The organism is Paenibacillus sp. yr247 (assembly GCF_900103825.1).
Taxonomy (GTDB): Bacteria; Bacillota; Bacilli; order Paenibacillales; family NBRC-103111; genus Paenibacillus_E.
Genome location: NZ_FNIF01000002.1, coordinates 626882 through 649229, shown reverse-complemented (window position 1 = coordinate 649229; position 22348 = coordinate 626882). Strand labels below are relative to the sequence as shown.

Annotated in this window: 22 protein-coding genes, 1 pseudogene and 2 other annotated features; of the genes and pseudogenes, 16 read left to right on the top strand and 7 right to left on the bottom strand. The window is 45.4% G+C overall.

Annotation, left to right across the window (positions count from 1 at the left end; all coding sequences use genetic code 11):
* Window positions 1–104 precede the first annotated feature (104 nt).
* Both BLT91_RS07765 and BLT91_RS07760 read right to left on the bottom strand, forming a co-directional pair.
* Window positions 105–1262, bottom strand: a complete 1158-nt coding sequence (locus BLT91_RS07765; RefSeq protein WP_175532148.1) for a Ger(x)C family spore germination protein — start codon at window positions 1260–1262, stop codon at window positions 105–107.
* Window positions 1249–2763 (bottom strand): spore germination protein, encoded by a 1515-nt coding sequence (locus BLT91_RS07760; RefSeq protein ID WP_090819014.1) that lies wholly within the window; start codon window positions 2761–2763, stop codon window positions 1249–1251. Before BLT91_RS07760 ends, BLT91_RS07765 begins: the two co-directional genes overlap by 14 nt.
* A 206-nt stretch (window positions 2764–2969) precedes the next feature.
* Between BLT91_RS07760 and BLT91_RS07755 the strand changes: the two genes are divergently transcribed.
* The 6 genes from BLT91_RS07755 to mnmH all read left to right on the top strand — a co-directional run bounded on the left by BLT91_RS07755 (window position 2970) and on the right by mnmH (window position 9420).
* Window positions 2970–4652, top strand: a complete 1683-nt coding sequence (locus BLT91_RS07755; RefSeq protein WP_090819011.1) for a hypothetical protein — start codon at window positions 2970–2972, stop codon at window positions 4650–4652.
* 160 nt (window positions 4653–4812) lie between these two features.
* Complete coding sequence (locus BLT91_RS07750) at window positions 4813–5379, top strand: sigma-70 family RNA polymerase sigma factor (RefSeq protein ID WP_090819009.1); 567 nt, start codon at window positions 4813–4815, stop codon at window positions 5377–5379.
* Window positions 5380–5383: 4 nt separating this feature from the next.
* The gene (locus tag BLT91_RS07745) at window positions 5384–6109 is read left to right on the top strand and encodes an anti-sigma factor (protein ID WP_090819006.1); all 726 of its coding nucleotides are present in this window, start codon (window positions 5384–5386) and stop codon (window positions 6107–6109) included.
* A 108-nt stretch (window positions 6110–6217) separates the two neighbouring features.
* Window positions 6218–7186 carry a ring-cleaving dioxygenase gene (locus BLT91_RS07740; protein WP_090819003.1) on the top strand — a complete coding sequence of 323 codons (969 nt, stop codon included), beginning with the start codon at window positions 6218–6220 and terminating at the stop codon, window positions 7184–7186.
* Between the two features lie 119 nt (window positions 7187–7305).
* On the top strand, window positions 7306–8355 hold the full coding sequence (gene selD / locus BLT91_RS07735; RefSeq protein WP_090818999.1) for a selenide, water dikinase SelD: 1050 nt from the start codon (window positions 7306–7308) through the stop codon (window positions 8353–8355).
* Window positions 8356–8370: 15 nt separating this feature from the next.
* A complete protein-coding gene (gene mnmH / locus BLT91_RS07730) occupies window positions 8371–9420 on the top strand; it encodes a tRNA 2-selenouridine(34) synthase MnmH (RefSeq protein ID WP_090818997.1) in 1050 nt (349 codons plus the stop codon).
* Window positions 9421–9558: 138 nt separating this feature from the next.
* Here the strand turns inward: mnmH and BLT91_RS07725 are convergent, their stop codons facing one another.
* The 4 genes from BLT91_RS07725 to BLT91_RS07710 are packed head-to-tail and all read right to left on the bottom strand — an operon-like array spanning window position 9559 to window position 11432.
* Window positions 9559–9993: a protein-tyrosine phosphatase family protein gene (locus BLT91_RS07725; RefSeq protein ID WP_090818994.1), complete on the bottom strand. Its 435-nt coding sequence runs from the start codon at window positions 9991–9993 to the stop codon at window positions 9559–9561.
* Window positions 9994–10018: 25 nt separating this feature from the next.
* Entirely contained in the window at window positions 10019–10441 is a 423-nt protein-coding gene (gene arsC / locus BLT91_RS07720) for an arsenate reductase (thioredoxin) (protein WP_090818991.1), read from the bottom strand.
* Between the two features lie 13 nt (window positions 10442–10454).
* Window positions 10455–11096 carry an aquaporin gene (locus tag BLT91_RS07715; protein WP_090818988.1) on the bottom strand — a complete coding sequence of 214 codons (642 nt, stop codon included), beginning with the start codon at window positions 11094–11096 and terminating at the stop codon, window positions 10455–10457.
* A 12-nt stretch (window positions 11097–11108) separates the two neighbouring features.
* A complete protein-coding gene (locus BLT91_RS07710) occupies window positions 11109–11432 on the bottom strand; it encodes an ArsR/SmtB family transcription factor (protein ID WP_090818985.1) in 324 nt (107 codons plus the stop codon).
* 133 nt (window positions 11433–11565) lie between these two features.
* Here BLT91_RS07710 and BLT91_RS07705 point away from each other — a divergent pair, with 133 nt between their 5' ends.
* Window positions 11566–12516, top strand: a complete 951-nt coding sequence (locus BLT91_RS07705; protein WP_090818982.1) for an ATP-dependent DNA ligase — start codon at window positions 11566–11568, stop codon at window positions 12514–12516.
* A gap of 90 nt (window positions 12517–12606) precedes the next feature.
* Here the strand turns inward: BLT91_RS07705 and BLT91_RS07700 are convergent, their stop codons facing one another.
* Window positions 12607–13476 carry a non-homologous end joining protein Ku gene (locus tag BLT91_RS07700; protein WP_090818979.1) on the bottom strand — a complete coding sequence of 290 codons (870 nt, stop codon included), beginning with the start codon at window positions 13474–13476 and terminating at the stop codon, window positions 12607–12609.
* A 161-nt stretch (window positions 13477–13637) separates the two neighbouring features.
* Here BLT91_RS07700 and BLT91_RS07695 point away from each other — a divergent pair, with 161 nt between their 5' ends.
* The 9 genes and pseudogenes from BLT91_RS07695 to BLT91_RS07655 all read left to right on the top strand — a co-directional run bounded on the left by BLT91_RS07695 (window position 13638) and on the right by BLT91_RS07655 (window position 22343).
* On the top strand, window positions 13638–13823 hold the full coding sequence (locus tag BLT91_RS07695; protein WP_090818977.1) for a hypothetical protein: 186 nt from the start codon (window positions 13638–13640) through the stop codon (window positions 13821–13823).
* Window positions 13820–14002 (top strand): H-type small acid-soluble spore protein, encoded by a 183-nt coding sequence (locus tag BLT91_RS07690; protein ID WP_090818972.1) that lies wholly within the window; start codon window positions 13820–13822, stop codon window positions 14000–14002. Before BLT91_RS07695 ends, BLT91_RS07690 begins: the two co-directional genes overlap by 4 nt.
* A 217-nt stretch (window positions 14003–14219) precedes the next feature.
* Window positions 14220–14711 (top strand): tRNA (adenosine(37)-N6)-threonylcarbamoyltransferase complex ATPase subunit type 1 TsaE, encoded by a 492-nt coding sequence (gene tsaE, locus BLT91_RS07685; RefSeq protein WP_090818969.1) that lies wholly within the window; start codon window positions 14220–14222, stop codon window positions 14709–14711.
* Window positions 14708–15538, top strand: a complete 831-nt coding sequence (gene tsaB, locus BLT91_RS07680) for a tRNA (adenosine(37)-N6)-threonylcarbamoyltransferase complex dimerization subunit type 1 TsaB (protein ID WP_090818966.1) — start codon at window positions 14708–14710, stop codon at window positions 15536–15538. The genes tsaE and tsaB overlap by 4 nt, the downstream gene beginning before the upstream one ends.
* 2 nt (window positions 15539–15540) lie before the next feature.
* Window positions 15541–16038, top strand: a complete 498-nt coding sequence (rimI, locus tag BLT91_RS07675) for a ribosomal protein S18-alanine N-acetyltransferase (RefSeq protein ID WP_090818963.1) — start codon at window positions 15541–15543, stop codon at window positions 16036–16038.
* Window positions 16039–16093: 55 nt separating this feature from the next.
* Window positions 16094–17134, top strand: coding sequence for a tRNA (adenosine(37)-N6)-threonylcarbamoyltransferase complex transferase subunit TsaD (gene tsaD / locus BLT91_RS07670; protein ID WP_090819829.1), 1041 nt, complete (start codon window positions 16094–16096; stop codon window positions 17132–17134).
* A 74-nt stretch (window positions 17135–17208) separates the two neighbouring features.
* Window positions 17209–17459, top strand: a binding site (T-box leader).
* Between the two features lie 340 nt (window positions 17460–17799).
* Window positions 17800–18066 (top strand) — a binding site (T-box leader).
* A 227-nt stretch (window positions 18067–18293) separates the two neighbouring features.
* The gene (locus tag BLT91_RS07665) at window positions 18294–19859 is read left to right on the top strand and encodes a 2-isopropylmalate synthase (RefSeq protein ID WP_090818959.1); all 1566 of its coding nucleotides are present in this window, start codon (window positions 18294–18296) and stop codon (window positions 19857–19859) included.
* 366 nt (window positions 19860–20225) lie between these two features.
* Complete coding sequence (locus BLT91_RS07660) at window positions 20226–21365, top strand: hypothetical protein (protein ID WP_090818956.1); 1140 nt, start codon at window positions 20226–20228, stop codon at window positions 21363–21365.
* 65 nt (window positions 21366–21430) lie between these two features.
* Window positions 21431–22343, top strand: a pseudogene (locus BLT91_RS07655) (fructose-bisphosphatase class II family protein).
* The last annotated feature ends 5 nt before the right edge of the window (window positions 22344–22348 follow it).

Sequence of the window (22348 nt, the reverse complement as noted above, 5' to 3'; positions counted from 1 at the left end):
AACAAGAGAACAATGGCATCCTTTTTGGCATGTTGTTTCCAAATACGAATTGATCCCTTGAGCCCCAAACAAATGGCTAATAAACAGAGCGCGGCATTAATCATTCATTGGTCACCTATGGTTTGGGTCATCCCCAGTTTTTCAATCTTGACATCAACATGAACAGGAATTGATATTGTCGGATAAACATCATCCCATTCATTTTTTAACTCCTCCCACCCCTTTGGATGATGACGGATGAAATAATCAGAAAACCCAAGAAGGTCTACTTTCAAATCTTTTTGAAAATGTTTTAGGCTATCGTGAATTTGTTTCTCCACGCGCTTGGAAACCTCATGTTCCAATTGACTAAGTGTGTCCGGATCGGAGAGTGGAAGATGATGATTTATTTCAGTCAAAGTTGCTTTCAAATTCAACTGGATATCCAATTTAGGCTTGCCCTTAACGTAATCACTGTGAATTTCACTTTGTGCGACTCGAAAAAAAAATGTCACTTTCGTGGATTTGTAATCCAAGGTTTCAGTAAATTCATAGTTTTTCCATTGGCTTTTCTCAGACAACCAATGGACAACCCGTATATCATTTCCATTCAACCAGTCAACGAATTTCCCCTTGTTAATAACAGCACCGCCTTTTAAAACAAGCGATGAGGGAGAATTTTCAGACTTAGGAGACGTACTTAATTTGCCTAAAACAAAGCCTCTGTAAGGACTGGAGTAGCGGTCTGCAGCTTTCTGTATCATCAGGCTGTAGCTCTTGCCCCACTCTTTTTCATTCCGGATGATCCCGAGCAACACATTCGAAGCCAGTTCACTAATATCGGATTTCAAATTCAGTATATCTTCCGCTTTTTCATCGCTAACAAGCAGGTAACTTGTAATGCGGATTTGACGATTCCTTGTTAGGAAATCTACCACATTATAAAGGGAGTAACGTGCTGCGGCTTCTCCCACAATAAATAATTTATTATGCTGCCATATCAAGGATTTACCTGCACGGTTACGCAAATTTCTAGCGGCGTCCAAAATCGAATCTCCCTGTGCACTAGCAACCCACTCCGAGAGTTTACCTGTTTTCTCCGTACTTGTGGTTGCGGGCAAAACACAGTAGGAAGTAAATATATATTTATTGCTTTCCTTGTCATAATCAATTCCCGTTGCCATAACTAAAGCAATATCGCTGATTTCCTTAATATCCGGTGAACAGCCTGCTAATAATGACAGGAATGAACACAAAGTCAGGAACCATTTAACGTTCTTCATACTCCTCCCCTTCATTTCCAAGAAGAAAACTTCCCTTCACCGGTGGCGTACTTACAAACTTCTTCTCATACGTTGAGGCACTTCTATATCGGACCGGAAGGAGGAAAAATTTCTTCAATGAACTTCTCCAGTTTCCAGAGTCTATAGGTTCTAGGAAAGGTACTCCACAGAATCGTAAGGAACACAGATGTAAAATGATAGCGAGCAGTCCCAGAGAAAGCCCAAAGACACCTGTCGAAGCTGCAAGCAGCATAAGAGGAAACCGCAGCATCCGCAAAGCAATGGCGGTACTAAATGAAGGAATTGTAAAGGAAGCAATTCCTGTCATTGCAACCACGATCACAACCGGACGGGAAACTATTCCCGATTGTACCGCTGCTTCTCCGATGATGAGAGCACCAACGATACTGACTGATTGACCGAGAGTGCGAGGCAGCCGCAGGCTGGCTTCACGCAGCACTTCGAAAGCCACCTCCATGATGAAAGCTTCAACAAAACTCGGGAATGGGATCCCCGCTTTTGCAGAAACGAAGGCCATCATTAGCGGCGTAGGGATCATTTCCAGATGGAAGGTAGTCAAGGCGATATATAAAGAAGGTCCAAACAAGGAAGTGAACAGTGTGATCAACCTTATTAAGCGCAAAAAGTTAGCAAAATAAAACCTTTCGTATAGATCTTCGCTGGGATGCATCATTTCAAAAAATGAACTGGGGGCAATTAAGGCTATCGGGGTCCCGTCCGTAATGATCGCAATTTTCCCTCTGTTCAAGGCTGTGACGACGCGATCGGGACGTTCCGTATTTAAGATCTGAGGGAATGGTGAAAACGTATTGTCTTGAATCCATTCCTCTATTTGGGCACTATCTCCCAGAACATTCAGGTCTATAGCATCGAGTTTTCTCATCAGTTTATCTAAAACAGCAGGATCAACCTGATTATCGAGATACAGGATCGTCACTTTCGTTTGACTTCGTCGTCCGATTAGATAGGATTTCGATTTCAAATCCGCTGTCTTCAGTCTTCTATAAACCATACCCAAATTTATCTGCAAATCTTCGGTGAACCCCTCGCGCGGTCCACGAACGTTAGGTTCGAGCTTTGGTTCTTCTATCGAGCGTGTCTCATATCCGGGTAAAACCATTCCGTATGACTCGGAGCGGCCTTCAACAAAAATAACGAAACCTGCATCCGTAATCATGTTTACGACAGCATCTAAATGAGGCAGAAGTCTAACTGCGCCTAGAGAGTATAATGATCCTGTAATTGCCTCATCAACTTGTCCCTTTGGGTAAAGAAGATCTTCCGACATTTTACGGATGATTTGTTGATTTAAGATGTTTTCATCAACAAGGATATTCAAGTAAATAATAGACGCTAACGATTGACCGTCTTTTTTGGTGAAGTTTCTGACAACTAAATGCTCATTGTGACTAAAGCGTTGAAGTAGTTTTTCTAGGTTGTGGGAAACGGAGGTACTGATCGGTTCCGGTCTTAGTTCCATTTTCCAATCCCCTTAAAGTGAAATGATCTTAGGCCCCAACGGAAAACTTTTCATAATAAAGGAATTATTCGCATTACCTTCTGAAATTATTCAAATGCGAAATGAGGCTGTATCGGTCGACCGATATTTAATTTACACGACAATCAAACCGCCCGTGTCTCCGCATCGTTACCTTAAGTAGAAAATTTAAGGAGGAGTAAACGAGCATGATTAAATTTAAGAAAGTAATCGTATCTTCCCTAGTGTTATTAGGCATTATGGCAGGAGTGACGGCTTTATCAGCGGTTGCAGCTGAACCTCTAAAGGTTAAATCCGAAACGGATATTGCGGGGGATCTTGGAATTCTGCAAGGGGAAGGCAGTGGGCTGACAGCTGAGTACTTGAATAAGCCAACAACCAGGCTGCAAGCTGCGGTGATGTCTCTAAGATTAAAAGGATTGGAAGCTGAAGCGCTAGCTTTCACTGGGACTACTAACTTTAAGGATGTAAGCGGCGTTTCCAAAGAAAACCAAGCGATTCTTAGTTATTTGAAAGCGCATCCTGGGTTAGGCTGGCAGGGAACCGGTGACGATAAATTTGAACCAATGGCAGGAATTACGGCACAGCAGTACTATAAGGTTCTGTTAGAATCGCTGGGTTACATACAAGGTACGGACTTCGAGTACGATAGCGTATTTACGTTTGCCGCGAAAAATGGCTTGTCCAAGATTGCTAACGTAAAGCAATTCAAGAACTTAAATATCGCAACAGCAACCATCGAAGCTCTGAAGGTGACAACCAAAGGCACTACCAAAACGCTAGCCGCTGATTTGACAGATAAGGGTAAAATCAGTGCCAGTAAGCTTGATGTGCTCGGGAATTCAGCATTGAGTTTGAAACAAAGCGATGCTTTAGGCAGTTATCTAACTGATGCTAAAGGTATGACCCTTTACTATTTTACCAAGGACGCCGCGGACGTTAACTCTTGTGTGGGTCAATGTTTGGTCAACTGGCCGATCTTCAGTGCCAATAATTTCACGGTTCCTGCGGAATTTAGCGCTGCGGATTTCAATGTATTCGTTCGTGCTGACGGCAAAGAACAACTGACGTATAAAGGCTGGCCTCTATATTACTTCAACAAGGATCAAAAAGCCGGGGATGCCACAGGCGATAACGTAGGCAAGGTCTGGTTTGTGATTAAACCCTCAAACGGCGGCGTGGCGTTAGGCACCAAAGCCGAGCTTGGTAATTATTTGACAGATGCAAGTGGCATGACGCTCTATTATTATGATAAAGATACGAAGGGCGTCAGCAATTGCTCAGGCAAATGTTTGGAGAAGTGGCCATTATTCTACGCATCGAATATTGCACCTCCAACAGGAGTCAATTCATCGGATTTCGGCACACTTATTCGTGCAGATGGCAAAATGCAAACAACCTACAAAGGCTTTCCCCTTTATTATTGGGTAGACGACAAGAAAATGGGCGATACCACAGGTCAGGATGTCGGCCATGTCTGGTACGTTGTTGATCCTGCTAAATTCAGTGGGACCAAGGCCATGAATACTTCCGTAAAAACAAGCAAATCCGACGCTCTTGGCACGTATTTGGTAGATCAGAACGGCATGGCTTTGTACTTGTTTACAAAGGATAAAGCGGACCCCAACTCCTGTGTAGGCCAATGTTTGGTTAACTGGCCGATCTTCTACGACGAGAACCTTACGGTTTCGACGGACCTTACTGCCAGTGATTTCGATGTCCTTATTCGCAAAGATGGCACTAAGCAAAGCACATATAAAGGCTGGCCGCTTTACTACTGGATTAAAGATCATAATCCCGGCGACACCACGGGACAAAATGTAGGAAAAGTCTGGTTCGTTCTTGATCCGGCTCAAACCGCAGCGAGATAATTGGCTATTCGCTCTATAGGTTTATTGCACGCTCCAACATGCTGGTACTTTCAGTTGTGTTGGGGCGTTCTTTTTCTACAAATCTATTGCCAAGACTTCTTGCTGGCGATAAGGTAGAATGAAGTAATAAACTTTATTTCGAGTCGAGGTGTGCCGAAATATGCGAAATCGAACAGATGGGGAGCTTATGAAGCTGGTCTTGGGGAAACATCATCCGGCCTTGGAAGAGCTCTACGATCGATATGCAAAGCTTGTATATTCATTTGCGCTGAAATCCATGAAGGAAGAGCAAGCGGCCAGAGAAATTGTCCAGCTTGTTTTCACACGGCTTTGGACTACGGAGAAAGGCTATGACGCAAGCAAAGGCGGATTCGTAAACTGGATTATTACCGTGACCCGCAATATCACAATTGATTATTTACGCAAGAAGCGCAGACTCGACCAAGTCATACGGTTAGAGCCTAGAGAGTGGGAGCATGCGCTTATTTCCAACGATCCTGATCCAGAATCTGTTATGTCACGTAAATGGATAGGAGAGCAAATTCATGAGGCATACGTACATTTAACTGAAAGCCAAATTCAATTGATCGATATGATGTACTGGCAGGGCTATTCCTTAAGCGAAATTGCGTCCCAAACGAACGAACCGCTTGGAACGATTAAAAGCCGTTTGCATCAATGTTTGAAAATACTTCGGAAGCATCTGACATCACTGAGGGAGGGATGACGTAATGAAAGAACATGAGACTGTGGATTGCAGTTATCTTGTCAATTATTTGACAGGCGATTGTACGGAGTTGGATCGCGCTGCTTTCGAACGGCATCTGCGAACTTGTGTCACCTGCCGTGAAGAATTAAGTGAATTGCAGGCGGTCTGGCAGGCGCTTCCTTTCGAGATGGAAGAAGTGGAAGTACCTTCGGATTTGAAACAACAGGTTATGCAGTCCATTATCCCGCCCCAACTGAAGGCGATTAAGAAAAAAAAGAAGCGTTCGTTCAAATGGGTGTATGGCGGAGCTGCTGCCATTATCTTAGGCCTCGCCGTAGGCATATGGTGGAATAATCAACCCAATAATACGACCCTGTCAGCGAATCCCGGATTACAACAACCTGCGGAAATCGTGCATACGTTCCAATTGAAATCGGTAGAAAGTACGATGCCAACAGCCTCCGGTACAGCTTGGGTGCTGCAAAATGGCGACATCCACAACGTGGTTATTAATCTGCAAGGTCTCAAGGAAACAGAAGGCGATTGGGCCTATCAGGTTTGGTTCAATCGAAGCGGGAAGCGATACAATTGCGGGACGCTCCACGTAGACGAGAAAGGCACTGGCGTGCTGACATACAGTATTCCTGTGAAGGTGAAGGATTTCCAAATTGACTCCTTTGGCGTTACGCTTGAACCGGATCCCAATGGTCTGCAGCCACGCGGGAAGAAGATACTTGGTACTTCGTAAATTTTGGTAAATCCATAATCCAACGAAGTTCATATAACGAATAGGTTAAGGTTAAACTACTTTCTATGTGTTATCAAAGATCCAAACATTTAGAAAGGATGGATAGATTTGAACGTAAAAGGCATTCATCATGTAACCGCCATGACCGGAAATGCATCGGAGAATTTCCATTTCTACACCGAGGTGCTTGGCATGCGGCTCGTCAAGAAAACAGTCAATCAAGATGATACAAGTGCTTATCATTTGTTTTATGGGGATGCAATGGGGAATCCGGGAACAGAACTTACCTTCTTTGATTTTCCGGGAGTTGGACCCAATGTAGCAGGGGTAAGCAGTATTTCAGGTACATCTCTTCGAGTAGCTAATGACGACTCACTTCAGTACTGGTTAGACCGTTTCAAGGAACACGGCGTCAAGCACTCACCTGTTAAGGCATTTGCGGGGCGCGGTGTCATTTTCTTCGAGGATCCGGAAGGTCAGCAGCTAGCGATCGTTTCCGATCAGAATAATACAGGTGTCACAGGTGGAACTCCTTGGGATAAAAGCCCCGTTCCAGTCCCATATGGTATCACCGGACTAGGCCCTGTGAAGCTTACCGTACGGAAGCCGGAATCGACTATTGAAGCTCTTCGTCTTCTAGGCTTCACGGAGAAAGAACGTATTCCGGCGCTGGTCGAAGGGCAAGAAGCTATCATTGTGATGCAAGTAGGAGCAGGGGGATCGGGTGCGGAAGTACATGTTGAGCCGAGAAGCGATCTATCGGTTACACGTCAAGGCGGCGGTGGCGTTCACCACGTTGCTTTCCGTATTGAAGATAAAGAAGAATTGCTGGCTTGGATTGAAATTCTTAATAAAGCAGGATTACCTAACTCCGGTTTTGTAGAACGATTTTATTTCCGTTCCTTGTACTTCCGTGAGCCGAACGGCATTCTCTTTGAATTAGCGACTGATGGTCCGGGCTTCGCTACGGATGAACCCCTTGAAACGTTGGGTGAATCTCTTTCCCTCCCGCCATTCTTGGAGAGCCAACGTAAATCTATTGAAGCAAATTTGAAATGGCTGCATACGAAACGTTGATGACAAAAAACGAACATCTCTTTTCTATGATTCAGCTCATAGAAAAGAGATGTTCGTTTTTATTTTGAACCAAATCGGTTATCATGATAGATAAAGACAAATGAAGGGATAGATGCCAGATGTCAACAACGGATAAAATTAAACTAACCTCTTACTCCACAAAAGGTGGATGCGGATGTAAAATCGGTCCGGGGGATCTTTCTCAAGTGATAAAATCTCTGCCTCTTGCTGTACCTAACCCAAATCTTCTCGTTGGTATAGATACAAGTGATGATGCAGGTGTTTATAAACTAAGTGAAGAGCTTGCGCTCGTTCAAACCGTAGATTTCTTCACACCAATTGTGGATGATCCTTATTCGTTCGGGCAAGTAGCCGCAGCGAATGCTATTAGTGACATTTATGCGATGGGTGGAAAGCCATTAACGGCATTAAATATTGTCGCTTTTCCTATTAAAACGCTTCCCAAGCAAGTTCTTGCCGATATTTTACGAGGCGCCGGGGATAAGATGATGGAGGCAGGCATTACACTTGTCGGCGGTCATTCCATTGATGATAACGAGCCGAAGTTTGGACTCGCCGTCACAGGATTGGTGCACCCAGGGAAAATACGCACCAATGCAGGAGCTAAGCCCGGAGATAAGTTGATCTTAACGAAGCCGATTGGTGTAGGTATACTGACAACCTCGATTAAGAAGGATCGACTGAATGAGGAAGAAATTCAACGAGTAACACAGGTGATGGCAACTTTAAACAAAACGGCTGCGGAAACCATGGAACCGTATGACATTCATGCGTGCACAGATGTGACGGGCTTCGGTCTAATGGGCCACTCGCTAGAGATGGCCAAAGGAAGCGGGGTTGGAATACGTATAACTGCGCAAGATGTGCCTGTTTTGCCGCGAGTCCGAGAGCTTGCCGAAGAGGGATTCGTTCCTGGGGGTACGAAAAACAACTTTGCTCATGTGCAAGAAGCAATCACTTTTGCTGAATCTTTGGATCAAATTAGCCAGTGGATTTTGTGTGACGCTGTTACCTCAGGCGGTCTTCTTATCTCGGTTGCCGGGGAGCAAGCGGACGAATTGCTTCACAAACTGAAGGATGCCGGAGTCGAAGCGAACTTGATTGGTGAAATTACTTCCGAACATCCGGGACGCATTGTCGTACTCTAAAGGAGCGAAAATCAATTGTTTCAAGACATCACCATTGAAGAGTTGCTAACGTTGAAAGATAAAAAAGAGCTTGTTATGATCGACGTCCGTTCTCAATCTGAATTTGCAGATGGAACGTTTCCCGGCAGCTTGAATATTCCCATCTTTCAGGATGCCGAGCGTGCAGAAATAGGCACAATCTATAAACAAGTGAGCGTACAAGCTGCTAAGGACCGAGGACTCGAGATCGTTTCTGCGAAGCTCCCCGCCTTTGTGAAGTTATTCGAGCAAATCAAAGAACCGAAGGTCGTTTTCTGTTGGCGCGGAGGAATGCGCAGTAAAACCACAGCAACCGTTTTATCACTCATGGGGATTCGGGTCTATCGTTTGTCTGGAGGGATTCGTGCTTATCGGAAATGGGTCGTAAGTAGACTAGAACAGTTTGGTGATTTTAAGCCTCCAGCGCACGTTCTTCAAGGAAATACAGGAACGGGGAAAACGGCTATTTTGCGCCGCCTTCAGGAAGAGGGCTATCCCGTGTTGGATTTTGAAGGGTTGGCGGGTCACAGGGGCTCCATTTTCGGTGAGATAGGTTTAAAATCTCATAACCAAAAGACGTTTGAATCCTTACTCGTCGGACAACTCTTGAAGCTTGAATCTGCTCCTTACGTTTTAATAGAGGGAGAAAGCAAGCGGATAGGTAAAGTCGTTCTTCCTGAATTTATGGTTCAAAAAAAAGAAGCCGCAACGCAGATTTTTATCGAAATGCCGATAGAAGAACGCGTTCAGCATATTATCGAGGATTACAAACCTTTTGAAAATCAGCCAGACATTTTACATGCTTTTAAGCATATTAAAAGCCGCATCCATACACCTATAGCCAAAGAGATTGAGAATAATCTTCATGCTCAGCACTATGAGAATGCCGTCAAGCTTCTCTTGCTGCATTATTATGACCCGCGCTATGAGTATGCAATGAAGCAATATGAACAAGACCGAGTCGTTATCAAAGCTCGAAATAAGGAAGAAGCTGTGGAGGCTGTGAAGACTTATTTGTCACAGGTTCAGTCGGTTGTAATGAAATAAAAGAAGTGCTAACTGACTGCAGTTAGCACTTCTTTTATTTCAGACCTACAAGAGTCATTTGGTGGACCTCCAAAATGATATGCATTCTGAATTCACTTTTTTACTATATCCATTTTTTTCATTTAAAATACGGCATGCTCATTTTTCAAACAGTTTTTCAAGAGCTTCACGTTGTGGAGGTTTAATATTTACTTTGGGGCGAATGCTTTTTGCCAATGCTTCAGCTTCATCGATCGTCTGACTCGTACCTAGTGTAATCAAAGTTCCAACGGCAACAGCGCCCGTTCTGCCACTGCCACCACCACAATGGAAACCAACCTTTTTACCGCTTCTGTAAGCCTCTACAACATGATTAATGGCTTGTTGAAAGAGTACGTCCTGTGGTCCCTCGGCATGATCTCCAAGAGGAACTTGAATCCATTCAACATTTGCATTAGGGTAAGCACATTCTGTAGATTCTCTTCGTAAATCAACCACGACTTCAACGCCTTCGTTCTTAATCATATCTTCAACGTCAGCAGCGCCTCCGAAGAAGATATTATCTTCGTACAAGCTTTGATAATTTTTTGGCATGTTGATCTCCTTACTTTTTCTTATGTTACTTTCCTTCTTTCACAAATAGCTCAATACGATCCTTGATGGAGTCACGAACTTCACGGAATTTCGCGGTAATCTCTTCTTCAGTACCGGATGCCTTAGCAGGATCCTCGAAACCCCAGTGCCACTTCACAACGTTCTTGTTGGAGATAACGGGGCAATGCTCATCAGCGTGTCCACAGAGCGTAATTACGTAATCAGCGCGGTTCAAAATCTCAGGATCAATGACATTAGATGTGTGGTTGGAAATATCTATTCCTGCTTCATTCATTGTTGCAACAGCACGTGGATTCAGACCGTGTGCTTCTAATCCTGCACTCATTACTTCGTATTTGTCATTACCTAGTGCTTTTAAAAATCCATCTGCGATTTGGCTGCGGCAAGAATTACCTGTGCAAAGAAAATATACTAATTTTTTGTCCATTATGAACATCTCCTTAATCTTGTATTGTTTTATAAACTAGAGAAGCAGAGACAGCTCCAAGAACTGTTGCAACTAGGTATAACCATAAGTGTTGTGTTGTACCCGATACGATAGCGGGCCCAAGGGAACGAGCTGGGTTCATGGAAGCCCCACAAATCGGACCTGCAAACATCGCCATCAGACCAACTGTACCCCCAATAGCAACACCAGCAAGTTCTTTAATCGCTTTACCATGTACAGCAGATCCCAAAATAACCATCATTAAAACAAAAGTTAAAATGAATTCCAAAGTGAAGGATTGTCCTTCCGAAGAGCTTGGAAGCGTAGCCCCTAAATTGGCGACATTGCCAAAAAGAAGTAACGTAGTCAAACTCGCAAAAAGCGCCCCTGCAAATTGTGTGACCATATAATAGATGCTGTCTCGCAAGGAGATATCTCCTCTAACCAAAAAGCCAATCGTGACAGCCGGATTAAAATGAGCGCCTGAAATATGTCCAAATGTATAAATCAGAGCCATAATGACAAGTCCAAAGGTAATTGCAACACCAACATGGGTGATGCTCTTTGTGATATCGTCAATAACCATCGCTCCTGGACCTGCAAAAACTAAAAAATATGTACCGATAAACTCAGCAATCAACTTCTTTTTTAACATTCAATTATCTCCTTAATCACAGCAGCTTGAACCATCACAAGTTAGCTTCTGTACTTTATCTTTTTGGGAAGGGAGGTGCTTAAATAAGTCAGTTAGGAAAGGCTTATCCTGGGTAACAAGGGAATAGTAGACCCACTGACCTTTTTTTGTTTCTTTAACGAGACCGCCATCTTTTAATTTGCGCATATGTTGGCTTATATTAGGTTGGCTCGTTTGCATAATCTCGACAATTTCGCAAACACATAAGTCTTTTTCTTGAAGCAGCAGTAGGATTGAAAGTCTGCACTTATCACCAACTAACTTTAAAGTATCGACCATATTTTCAATTTCAACCATCATTAGCCTCCTTTTTGATAATCATATAATTACTTAATTATATACGTAAAGTTAAGGTCTTGTAAATTTTCACATTGTCTCAAGAAAGAAATTTCTGGGGATAATAATTTGTAAAAATACTATCGAGGGTGCCATGATATTAAAGCCGATTATTCCGTTTGAACCTGTGGTTGCTGAGGAATTGCCAAAAGATGAGAATTGGATTGCACAAATTAAATGGGATGGGGTAAGAATATTAAGTTATTTTGACGGTGCTCAAATTAACTTAGTGAACAGAAAGCTAAATAACCGAACTCTGCAATATCCAGAGTTTCATGTTCATGATAGATTTTGCAAAGCATCTTCCTTTATCCTTGATGGTGAAATCATTGCTTTTAACGATAAAACACCTTCTTTCCATGAAGTTATGAAACGTGATAGTTTACGCAGTAAAAAGACCATAGAGATAGGTATGAACCAAACAAAGGTAACCTATATGATCTTTGACATATTATTTTGCAACGGTGAATGGGTCGTAGATAAAATGCTTCATGAGAGGCAGAAAATTCTTGAAAGTATAATAATTCCTCAGGATGACGTGCAAATTGTGCAAAACTTCGCTGATCCCGAAGCTTTATATAAACTGATGGATCAATACCAAATGGAAGGTATTATTTATAAAAACCTTATGAGCACCTACCTCATAAACGGAAAAGATAGGCGGTGGCAAAAGAGAAAAGTTTATCACGATCTTTTTGCGGCGGTTGGAGGTTTTACGCTTAGAGGAAATATTGTAAACTCTTTGTTGCTTGGACTTCTAGATGAGAGAAATAATTTTTTTTATATCGGTCATGCAGGTACTGGGAAATTAACCAACCAAGATTGGAGAGAAATCACTCAAAGGTTGGAGTCTTTAATTACAAATACCAAACTATTTATAAACACGCCTGAAAGAAGTAAAGATGTAGTATGGGTGATTCCCCAAATGGCTGTAAAAGTTCAATTTTTGGAATGGACAGCTGGGGGGACAATGAGACAGCCAAGTATTCAAGCGATCGTTGATGTGCCGCTGAGTCAATGTTCATCCCATCAATTAAAAGGTTAGAAAGCCTATAACCAAGATTTATAGTAAAATAGCAAAAGCGCTAATCCTTGAAAATCAAGAATCAGCGCTTTATTTGCATCATATTCAATTTTACGTTACCGGTTCCTTTACTTTTTTGGCTCTCGTTTTCGCTTTCGGCTTCTTGTCTTCGGTTACACTGGCATCCTGCCCTAGAGTTACTGGTCCATCTGTCGGTTTCGTGGCGTCAAGACTAGCTTGCAGCGCGGCCATGAGATCGATAACGCTCGTTTTTTGGAGTGCAGGCGCTGATTGTATTTCTTCTCCAGCCACTTTATGCTCGATGGCTTCCAACAGGCGGCCGCGGTACTCATCTTTGTACTTTTCAGGTTCAAAAGGAGTTGAAAGCTGGTTGATCAGCATCTTGGCCATCTCTATCTCGCGCTCGTTCACGGTCACTTTCTCCGGAAGGTTAGGTACTTGAGAGATGGGACGAATCTCATCGGGGTAAAAAATAGTTTCCATAGCGAGACAGTTTTCGATAACGCGAATGGCTGCTAACGAGCTTTTAGAACGGATCGAGACTTTGGCTATGCCGATTTTGCCGGTTTGACGCATGGAATCCAGCAGCAAATTATAGGCGCCGGCACCTGTATCTCCAGGTCCGAGATAGTAAGTCTTTTGAAAATAAACCGGATCAATATCTGTCAAGTTGACGAAGTCCAGAATCTTGATCTCTTTGTTCGCTTCCCCTGAGATATTTTCCAATTCTTCCTTTTCAAAAATAACGAATCGTCCAGGCTCATATTCGTAGCCTTTTGTGATTTCCTCCCACTCTACTTCCTTTTCGCAAGTCTGGCATTTGCGCACATAAGCTAGCGGGGTAATACAAGTTTTATGTATGTAACGCATGGAGATATCCTTATCTTCCGTAGCCGAAAACATTTTCACAGGCACATGAACGAGTCCGAAACTAATAGCGCCTTTCCAAACCGTATGCATCGGTGATTCCTCCCCAATAAACGTGATTGTACTAGTATTCTCTTGATTCAATTCCTTTATACGGTAAGGATTTAAGAGAATGGATTGCCTTTAGAGTGGGTACGTTAAATGCGAAAGTTGATCACCATGAAGCTAATCTAAGCTAAAGGAGGGATTCACGGATGGCACAAGATTCAAATGCATCCCAAGATACAGATAATCAAGGGATAGATGATCATTTTATGGATATTGATCGCATGATTAACGAGGGCTTGGGAGGCGGTAACGTCACCATGCACAATGGATTGATCGAATCCTCGACAACGGATACGATGGATCATCCGGAATCCGTACTGGATGAGCCATGAACATTCACCGCGCTCAAGAAATTTTAGCCGCAGATGAGAAGATTAAGGTTGAACTTAACGGTCTGCCCGTCTGGATCGACAGTGTCGATTCCAATAAAGCGGTTGCCAAAGTTCATGCCGAAGAAAACCCGGCCGATTCTCGGTTAGTGACAGTTCAAGAGTTAGAAGAGGTCCACTAACGAATGTGAAGAACGGCGAGCCTGCTCCGATTCATATCGGTGCGGGCTTTTTTTAATTGATTAAGTGAGTATAAGTTTTATACTCTTGCTCCGCATCAATCTTGATAAACGCGCTTGTCCCTCAGGGACGGCGAAGTCGTTTATTTTGATTACAGAGTTGCTGTGGCCTACTAGCGAGGACTATAATAAGAGCAGCACGCGCAATCGGAAGAAAGGGATGAGATCACTGGCTCAATCCACATATACGTACAACTCCCAGCATGAGGAAGATACCGATAGACTAGGGAAATTATTGGCCGCCTATTTGCTGCCTGGCACCGTTCTTACTCTAGATGGCGATCTGGGTGCGGGGAAAACAAGATTCTCGCAAGGCTTTGCCCGAGCGATGGGGATTAGCGAAACCGTCAACTCCCCCACGTTTACCATTATTAAAGAATACGAGGGAGCTGCACTTCCTTTCTACCATATGGATATGTACCGCATTTCCCAAGAGGAGGCGGATGAGTTGGGGCTTGATGATTATTTTTATGGGCAAGGCGTTACGCTGGTCGAATGGTCTAGCTTAATCGAAGATCTTCTGCCGCCGAACCGGCTCGCGATAACGATTACCCATCAGGATGATCTAACCAGAGTATTTCACCTGACTCCTTACGGTGAACCGTATCAGAGTTGGTGTGAACAGATGAAAGAGAACGGAGATTTACAATGACAGAACGAACCATACATGTAGGACGATGCTTAGCCATCGATACCTCATCATCTGCAATGACAGTTGCTATTCTAGACAATGGGAAAATGCTTGGCGAGGTCAGCTCCTACGCAGAACGGAATCACTCGATAGGACTGCTTCCCCATATTCAAGATTTGCTAGCTAACTTAAATCTCAAACCCAAGGACCTCCAGTCGGTCGCTGTGGGCCAAGGCCCCGGTTCCTATACAGGGGTTCGAATTGCTGTGTCTGTTGGCAAAACATTTGCCTGGTCGCTAGGCCTGGATCTCATTGGTGTGTCCAGCTTAGAAGCTATGGCCCTTGGTGGAGCTATGAAGGAGCAGCAGCATGAGAGCGGAAACGGGCTTACGTGGGTGGTTCCGCTTTTGGACGGAAGGCGCAAACAGGCTTTTACGGCTGTGTACGCTTACGAAGGTACTTCTCCGATGACAGCTGCAGGAGAACTTGCAACGAATTGGCATGAAGTACTGCCTGATGGCATTCGTGTAATTGGACCTTGGACAGCGCAATTACTAGCGTTAGCAGCAGCGGCTGCCCAGCAAGAACAAGCGCCAATAGAGATTCTATTTGTGGGTGAAACCGAAGGTTTCACGGCAGAGCTTGAACAATTTGCACAGGATTGGCAGGGCATCGTTCGACAGCTTCCTTATGGCATCGAAGCAGAATATATCGGTCGGCTCGCTTATCCACGTTTGGCAAAGGGCGAGAAGGCAGATGTGCATACGTTTGTTCCGAATTATACTAGGCTCCCGGAAGCAGAAGCTAATTTACTGGCCGGGGTGAAGACGAAGAAAGGGGAGAATTGATCATGGAACAATATCAGCCGCAGACAACCGAAAACGCGTTGGTATTCCGTTCCATGCGTATGGAAGATATCCCCTTTATTTGCGAAATCGAGCAAGAAGCCTTCACGACACCATGGACAAAAGGCGCTTTTGAAAACGAATTGACGAATAACCAATTTGCTCATTATATGATTATGGATATCGAAGGCGAGGTCGCCGGGTATGGCGGCATGTGGCTCATCATGGAGGAAGCGCATGTTACGAATATAGCTGTTCGGGATACTTACAGAGGGCGTAAACTTGGTGAGCGCCTAATTCGCGAGTTGATTAAGACGGCCGCTTTCCTAGGGGCAATTCGGATGACGCTTGAAGTGCGGGCCTCGAACTATGTTGCGCAAAATTTGTACGAAAAAGTCGGTTTCCGCTCAGTTGGTGTGCGAAAAGGCTATTACACGGATAATCGTGAGGATGCTGTTATTATGTGGGTGGATTTGCCTAAGAGAAGAAAGGATAGTCTCTGATTGAGGCTTTCAGCAGGTGATAAATGTGACTAGAGATGCAGAACAACAGAGAGATTTGACTGACCCTAAGGAAGCCCAGCTCACAAAGCCGGTCTACATCCTGGCCATTGAAACAAGCTGTGACGAAACCTCCGTAGCTATCGTCGAAAATGGTAAAATCATTCGTTCCAATGTGATTTCCAGCCAGATTGAAACGCATCAACGGTATGGCGGTGTTGTACCAGAAGTGGCTTCCCGTAAGCATGTGGAGTCGATCACATGGATGCTGGAGGAAGCCGTCGAAGAAGCGGGTGTATCGCTGCAGGAGCTTTCCGCGATTGCTGTAACAGAAGGGCCTGGACTAATCGGGGCCCTTTTAGTAGGTGTCGTCGCAGGCAAAGCGCTGGCTTGTGCCTTAGACCTCCCCCTCATCGGAGTCCATCATATTGCTGGACATATTTATGCGAATCAACTCGTTCATGAGCTCGAGTACCCGCTGATTTCACTCGTCGTGTCAGGCGGGCATACGGAATTGATTCTTTTGGAAAGGCCCGGCCAGTTCCGCATTATCGGGCGTACGCGCGATGATGCGGCCGGCGAGGCCTACGACAAAATTGCCCGGGCAATGGGCCTTCCCTACCCGGGCGGACCTCATGTGGATCGGCTTGCACATGAAGCCGAATCCGAGATCAAGCTGCCGCGCTCGTGGCTCGAAGCGGACTCCTACGACTTCAGCTTCAGCGGATTGAAATCCGCTGTGCTGAACGTCGTCAACCAAAGCAAGATGCGCGGCGAGACCGTTCAAATCGCGCAAATTGCTAAAGGCTTTCAAGCCTCCGTCATCGACGTGCTTGTCGAGAAGGCAGGTCGCGCCGTGCGTGAATACGGCGCGAAGCAGCTGCTGCTCGCGGGCGGTGTCGCCGCGAACAAAGGGCTGCGCAGCAGGCTCGCCGAGCGCTGCGAACAGCTGAACGTGCCGCTGCTCGTGCCGCCGCTGGGCCTTTGTACTGACAACGCTGCGATGATTGGCGCAGCCGCATTTCTCAAGTGGGACAAGCAGGAGTTCGACTCGATGGAACTGAAGGCGGAGCCTCAGCTCAAACTCGAAGAGTGGTAAGAGAAATTAAACTAATTTTCAGATAACTGTATTGACTTTGCCAAAATCGCATATTATAATCACAATCAATACTTTCAAACGCAACGAACGGGATTAGTAAGGATCAACAGTTTCGCTCAGAGAGCTGTGCGCTTGGTGAAAGCACAGACGAAATGTGACCTGAACTCGCCCGGGAGCGGTAAGACTGATTAGGATGCCAAGGATCCAGCACCCAAGTAGGTCTTGACGGTTGACCCCCGTGATCAGGTACATGAGTGGTTTCGAACGTAACAGTTCGGATCAATTAGAGTGGTACCGCGGAAGGTTCAAGCCTGTCGTCTCTTTTTATAGAGACGGCAGGCTTTTTTGGTTGTTAATTTTGGAATAGCGGGGATCTGATGCGCAACTCTTCCTAATTGCTCACTCCTCAGCGACTATCCTGTAAAAACTGCATCACTTTTCGTCCCAATTGCCCATTTAGGAAAAAGACCTGCAAAAAATACAGCAAATTTCAGCATTTTTTCGAAAATGGGTATGTATGTCAGGTATTTACTGTACAAAATACAGGTAATAGGACCGAATAGGGTAGAATCGATGAAATTTGATGTACTTTTTGCAGGTTCTACTGAGAAGCTGGGAAGCGGCAGCGGCAGTAACCGTTAACAGTTACAGGTAGTGATTATATAACAAACGCGATGAACAAGAGTAGTAAGGGCTCACTTGTACGGTACAGAAAGCTGCGGGTTGATGCGACGCAGACCGTGAATGCCCCGAACTCGCTTGGAAGCGGTCATGCTGATCAGCAGACAGATGCTGTTAGGGATGAACGGATGACCTCCGTGATCGGGTGACGTAGCCAGCAGCAGCTTTGCTGATCTATGTCTGAGGTGGGCTCCGTAACTCGGAGTCAACAAGAGTGGTACCGCGCTGGGTGAAGACCCGTCGTCTCTTATGTGGAGATGACGGGTCTTTTTGTTGTTTGTTAAAGTGACTTCTCAATCAACAAAAAGCAGCTAACTTGACCTTCTCTCACGCTGCGAACTTCTGTAACGCTGAAAAACATTGCTAAGTAGCGCGGTGACAGATGCAGATAAGCCGGACGCGTTAAGCTCATTATCAACCAATAAGTAAAAATAAATGGCCAGCAGGTCTGGCCCCAAACTTGAGGAGGATTTTAACCATGGAAAATAACAACAATCGACGCATTCGTATTTTTGATACAACACTAAGAGATGGTGAACAGGCACCGGGAGCATCGCTCTATCCGGAGGAGAAGATTCGAATCGCAAGACAGCTGGCGAAAATGGGCGTGGATACGATCGAACCGGGCTTCCCGATATCTAGCCCAGGTGATTTCCATGCGGTGCAGCAAATTTCACGTGAACTGCAGGGTGTAGAGATTTGCGGTTTTGCCCGCGCCATGAAGGCGGATATTGACTCGGCGGTGAAAGCCACACAGGATGCCGCTTCGCGCCGCATTCACATGTTCCTGTCCTCGTCGGACATCCATCTGGATTTTCAACTTCGCAAATCCCGTCAGCAAGTTGTCGAGATGGCTCGCTCCATGGTCGCCTATGCGAAACAATTCGTTGATCGCATTGAATTCTCACCGATGGATGCAACCCGGACAGGGGACGAATTCCTGTTTGAAGTGCTGGAAGCGGTCATTGCAGAGGGTGCCACCATATTGAATATCCCAGACACAGTAGGCTATGCGCTGCCGGAAGAATACGGGGCTATGTTCCGCAGAGTACGCCAAAGTGTGAGAGGCGGCGATACCGTGGAGTACAGCGCTCATTGCCACAATGATTTGGGTCTTGCCGTTGCGAACAGCCTAGCGGCCATTGCGGCTGGAGTGACACACGTAGAGGTTACCGTTAACGGGGTAGGGGAACGCGCAGGTAACTGTTCACTCGAGGAACTCGTGATGGCGATTGAGACGCGCAAACAAACCATGGGTGTGGAAACAGGGATCGTGTCCAGCGAGATTTTCAATACATCCAAAATGGTCAGCCGTATCATGGGCTTCCCAATCGCCTACAACAAGCCGATTGTCGGACGAAATGCTTTCCAGCACGAAGCGGGTATTCATCAAGACGGTCTGCTCAAAAACCGCAGCACCTACGAAATTATGGATCCGGAAAAGCTGGGTATTCCACGGTCCATGATCATTCTGGGCAAACATTCGGGACGTCATGCGCTAAAGCACCGAGTAGGGCAGTTTGGCATTGAGCTTACGGGAGAAGAACTGGACACCCTGTATACGAGATTCAAAGAAAAAGCGGATGAGCAAAAAATGGTGACCGACGACCAGCTTATGGCACTTGTAGGTTCTACTGTAGACGGCCAGATGGAGCCATTCACACTGACACATATGCAAGTCGTTTCCAGCAGTGACCGTAATCGGGTCGCCTCCGTATCGGTTAGGAACAATCAGACAGGTGTCGAAAATGTATACTCGGGCACAGGTGAAGGACCTATCGAAGCGATTGTGCAGAGCCTCAGACAAGCGATTCCGATGGCTGTGGATTTCTCCGACCTGGAGCTGCATTCGTTATCCACAGGTGAAAAAGCAACAGGAGAAGCTGAAGTCACTATCTCCGTCGGCGGCCAAACATACAAAAATACAGGGATAGACCAAGACGTGCTTGTTGCGGTGGCGAAGGCTTTTATCTCGGCCTGTAACCAAGCCATTCGGATGCAAAGCCATTCACCGGCTGCAACTGAAGCCACAACAGCTTCATAAACAGCTCAAAACAAAACAAATTGTGAGAAAACTTAGATATATACACAGCTTGTGAGCAAAGTTATACACATACCCTGTGTACAATGTGCATAACTAGAGAAAGCCCAATGGAATCAGCGGTTTCAAATGGTCAAAGGAAAGAATAACTTTTTTAAAAGTTTTTGTGGATACTGTGGATAAATTTGTGGAAAAAGAATAAAAAGCGCAAAGAGAGGCGGGTTTTGCCTCTCTTTTTTTGTGGATAACGTTGTGGATAAGAAATATAGATAACAAACAACGCAGTTTAAATTATCGGAACAATCCGGCAGTGGATAGTTTTATTAATATGATGAAAATGCTAACAGCAAAAACAGTGGGGGAATACCCATGAAGCTAAGAAAAGCAGCCTGTATTGTGGGTATCTTTACTTTATTGTTGGAGTTGTCCACAAGCGCGGGGGGGATGGAAGTTCAAAATGATCAAATCATCAACTACGCAGTAAAACCCAAGCTGGTAACGGTAGTTTCGATACCGGCTCTCTCGTTTTTAGAGCTGCGATCAGAGCAATTGGCAGAGCTTCCCCATTTTCGGCGGCTTACTGAGTTGGGTGCGGTTGGCGCTATGAATATTCGCACATTGAATCGCTCGATGCGAGATGTTTATGTCTCTTTGGGCTCAGGTGCACCTTCCATTGGAATCGCAGAAGTGCAGGCTTTTGCAGCAAAGGATACTTGGCAGGGCATTCGCATGTCAGAACTTATGAATCGTTATACAGGCCGCAGCCCGGGAGAAACGGTTGAGGCGGATTCACTGCTTGTGCCCGGCATTGAGATGCTAGAGCGGGCTAATGAAGAGCAAGCTTATGGTACAGGGGTCTTAGGGGATTTGTTGAAGGAACACGGCGTTCTTCGCTCTGTGTTTGGGAGCAGTGATTTGGGGATGGGAACGGGCCTAGACGAAAAGAAATTACGTCGCTACAGTCCGCTCATGCTGATGGATTCAGGCGGCTTTGTGGATAAGGGGGCTCTCGGAGATGAAGTAATAACTGCAGCTGTGGATAGACCCTACGGTATGCGCACCAATTATGCACAATTGCGTTCCTTATCGGATAAAAAGATGCTGCCGGGCATTACACTATTCGAATTAGGTGATTTATACAGACTTTACAACGATAAAGAGCATTACAGTACAGAGCGGTTCAGTGCGTTGAAGAGGCAAGTTTTGAGGGACATGGATCAGTGGCTGGGACAGCTTATGTCAGGAATGACGGAAGTGGAAAGCTTATGGATCTTTTCTCCTGAAGTGAATGGTGAAGCAGCTAGTGCCAAAGCCTACTTATCACCAATCCTTCATTATACAACTGACAGTAGAGGAGAAATATTGGTTTCGGAATCTACTCTCAGGCAGGGCATGGTCACGGCGCAAGATTTTACAAGTACGCTGCTAAATTGTGGCAGCAGCAACGATGATCATCTTCGTCGCTGTACCGATGCTGCTACTGCGGCTGCAGGGCTCGAAACTACTTAAATGAATCTTTTATGTCTTTTGGGTTATTTTGCATCTCAGTTTAATTATTTTAGGAGGGTTTCTACATCGAAAGAGAACTGGCATTAGAAATCGTGAGGGTTACGGAACTTGCCGCATTGGCAGCTTCCAGGTGGATGGGACGAGGCGATAAGCATCATGCGGACGAGGCGGCTACATCGGCAATGAGGGCTATGTTCGACTCCGTGTCTATCAAAGGCACAGTTGTCATCGGAGAAGGAGAGATGGACGATGCTCCTATGTTATATATTGGGGAGCAGGTAGGTAATCAGGGTGGCCCGGAGGTTGACATCGCAGTCGATCCCTTGGAAGGAACGGAGCTAGTAGCGAAGGGAAACAACAACGCACTGGCTGTTGTTGCGGTTGCGAGCAAGGGGAATTTGCTGCATGCTCCGGATATCTATATGGAGAAACTGGCCTTTTTTTAAATAAATCAATATCGGATTTAACGGTTTCCATTTTGGATCGGGAAAGACATGCCACACATATAGAAACGCTTCGTACCGTCGGGGTGCGTATTAAACATCTCAGTGACGGTGACGTTGCCGGAGCTATGGCAGCGGCCTTTCAAGAGTCAGGTGTTGATCTATATATGGGCTTCGGGGGGCCCCGGAGGGAGTGCTTGCCGCAGCAGCATTATCATGTCTAGGCGGTGAAATACAAGGCCGATTAATGCCATCTTCCCCGGAAGAAGAGCAGCGCTGCCGGCAAATGGGACTGCAGGATCCGTTTAAGATCTTAACGATGGAAGACATGGTAGGGGACGGTGATGTCATTTTTGCGGCAACGGGCATAACACCTGGTGATTTTTTAGGCGGGGTGCTTTTTTTACCAGTAAATCGTGCCGAAACGCAATCTATCGTCATGCGGGCAAAAACAAAAACGATTCGCCATATCCGGACAAGTCACTTCTTGCCCAATAAAACCGTTTCTAAACTATGTCTGACTGGAGTGCTGTAGATGCC

Excerpts from the sequence above, each read along its gene's own strand:
- BLT91_RS07695 (WP_090818977.1), top strand. The coding sequence starts at position 13,638 with ATGGCACAAGATTCAAATGCATCCCAAGATACAGATAATCAAGGGATA.
- tsaE (WP_090818969.1), top strand. The coding sequence starts at position 14,220 with ATGAGATCACTGGCTCAATCCACATATACGTACAACTCCCAGCATGAG.
- BLT91_RS07745 (WP_090819006.1), top strand. The coding sequence starts at position 5,384 with ATGAAAGAACATGAGACTGTGGATTGCAGTTATCTTGTCAATTATTTG.
- BLT91_RS07705 (WP_090818982.1), top strand. The coding sequence starts at position 11,566 with ATGATATTAAAGCCGATTATTCCGTTTGAACCTGTGGTTGCTGAGGAA.
- tsaB (WP_090818966.1), top strand. The coding sequence starts at position 14,708 with ATGACAGAACGAACCATACATGTAGGACGATGCTTAGCCATCGATACC.
- BLT91_RS07665 (WP_090818959.1), top strand. The coding sequence starts at position 18,294 with ATGGAAAATAACAACAATCGACGCATTCGTATTTTTGATACAACACTA.
- selD (WP_090818999.1), top strand. The coding sequence starts at position 7,306 with ATGTCAACAACGGATAAAATTAAACTAACCTCTTACTCCACAAAAGGT.
- BLT91_RS07755 (WP_090819011.1), top strand. The coding sequence starts at position 2,970 with ATGATTAAATTTAAGAAAGTAATCGTATCTTCCCTAGTGTTATTAGGC.
- BLT91_RS07710 (WP_090818985.1), bottom strand. The coding sequence starts at position 11,432 with ATGGTTGAAATTGAAAATATGGTCGATACTTTAAAGTTAGTTGGTGAT.
- BLT91_RS07715 (WP_090818988.1), bottom strand. The coding sequence starts at position 11,096 with ATGTTAAAAAAGAAGTTGATTGCTGAGTTTATCGGTACATATTTTTTA.
- BLT91_RS07700 (WP_090818979.1), bottom strand. The coding sequence starts at position 13,476 with ATGCATACGGTTTGGAAAGGCGCTATTAGTTTCGGACTCGTTCATGTG.
- BLT91_RS07690 (WP_090818972.1), top strand. The coding sequence starts at position 13,820 with ATGAACATTCACCGCGCTCAAGAAATTTTAGCCGCAGATGAGAAGATT.
- BLT91_RS07760 (WP_090819014.1), bottom strand. The coding sequence starts at position 2,763 with ATGGAACTAAGACCGGAACCGATCAGTACCTCCGTTTCCCACAACCTA.
- BLT91_RS07660 (WP_090818956.1), top strand. The coding sequence starts at position 20,226 with ATGAAGCTAAGAAAAGCAGCCTGTATTGTGGGTATCTTTACTTTATTG.
- BLT91_RS07765 (WP_175532148.1), bottom strand. The coding sequence starts at position 1,262 with ATGAAGAACGTTAAATGGTTCCTGACTTTGTGTTCATTCCTGTCATTA.
- BLT91_RS07750 (WP_090819009.1), top strand. The coding sequence starts at position 4,813 with ATGCGAAATCGAACAGATGGGGAGCTTATGAAGCTGGTCTTGGGGAAA.
- BLT91_RS07725 (WP_090818994.1), bottom strand. The coding sequence starts at position 9,993 with ATGCCAAAAAATTATCAAAGCTTGTACGAAGATAATATCTTCTTCGGA.
- arsC (WP_090818991.1), bottom strand. The coding sequence starts at position 10,441 with ATGGACAAAAAATTAGTATATTTTCTTTGCACAGGTAATTCTTGCCGC.
- rimI (WP_090818963.1), top strand. The coding sequence starts at position 15,541 with ATGGAACAATATCAGCCGCAGACAACCGAAAACGCGTTGGTATTCCGT.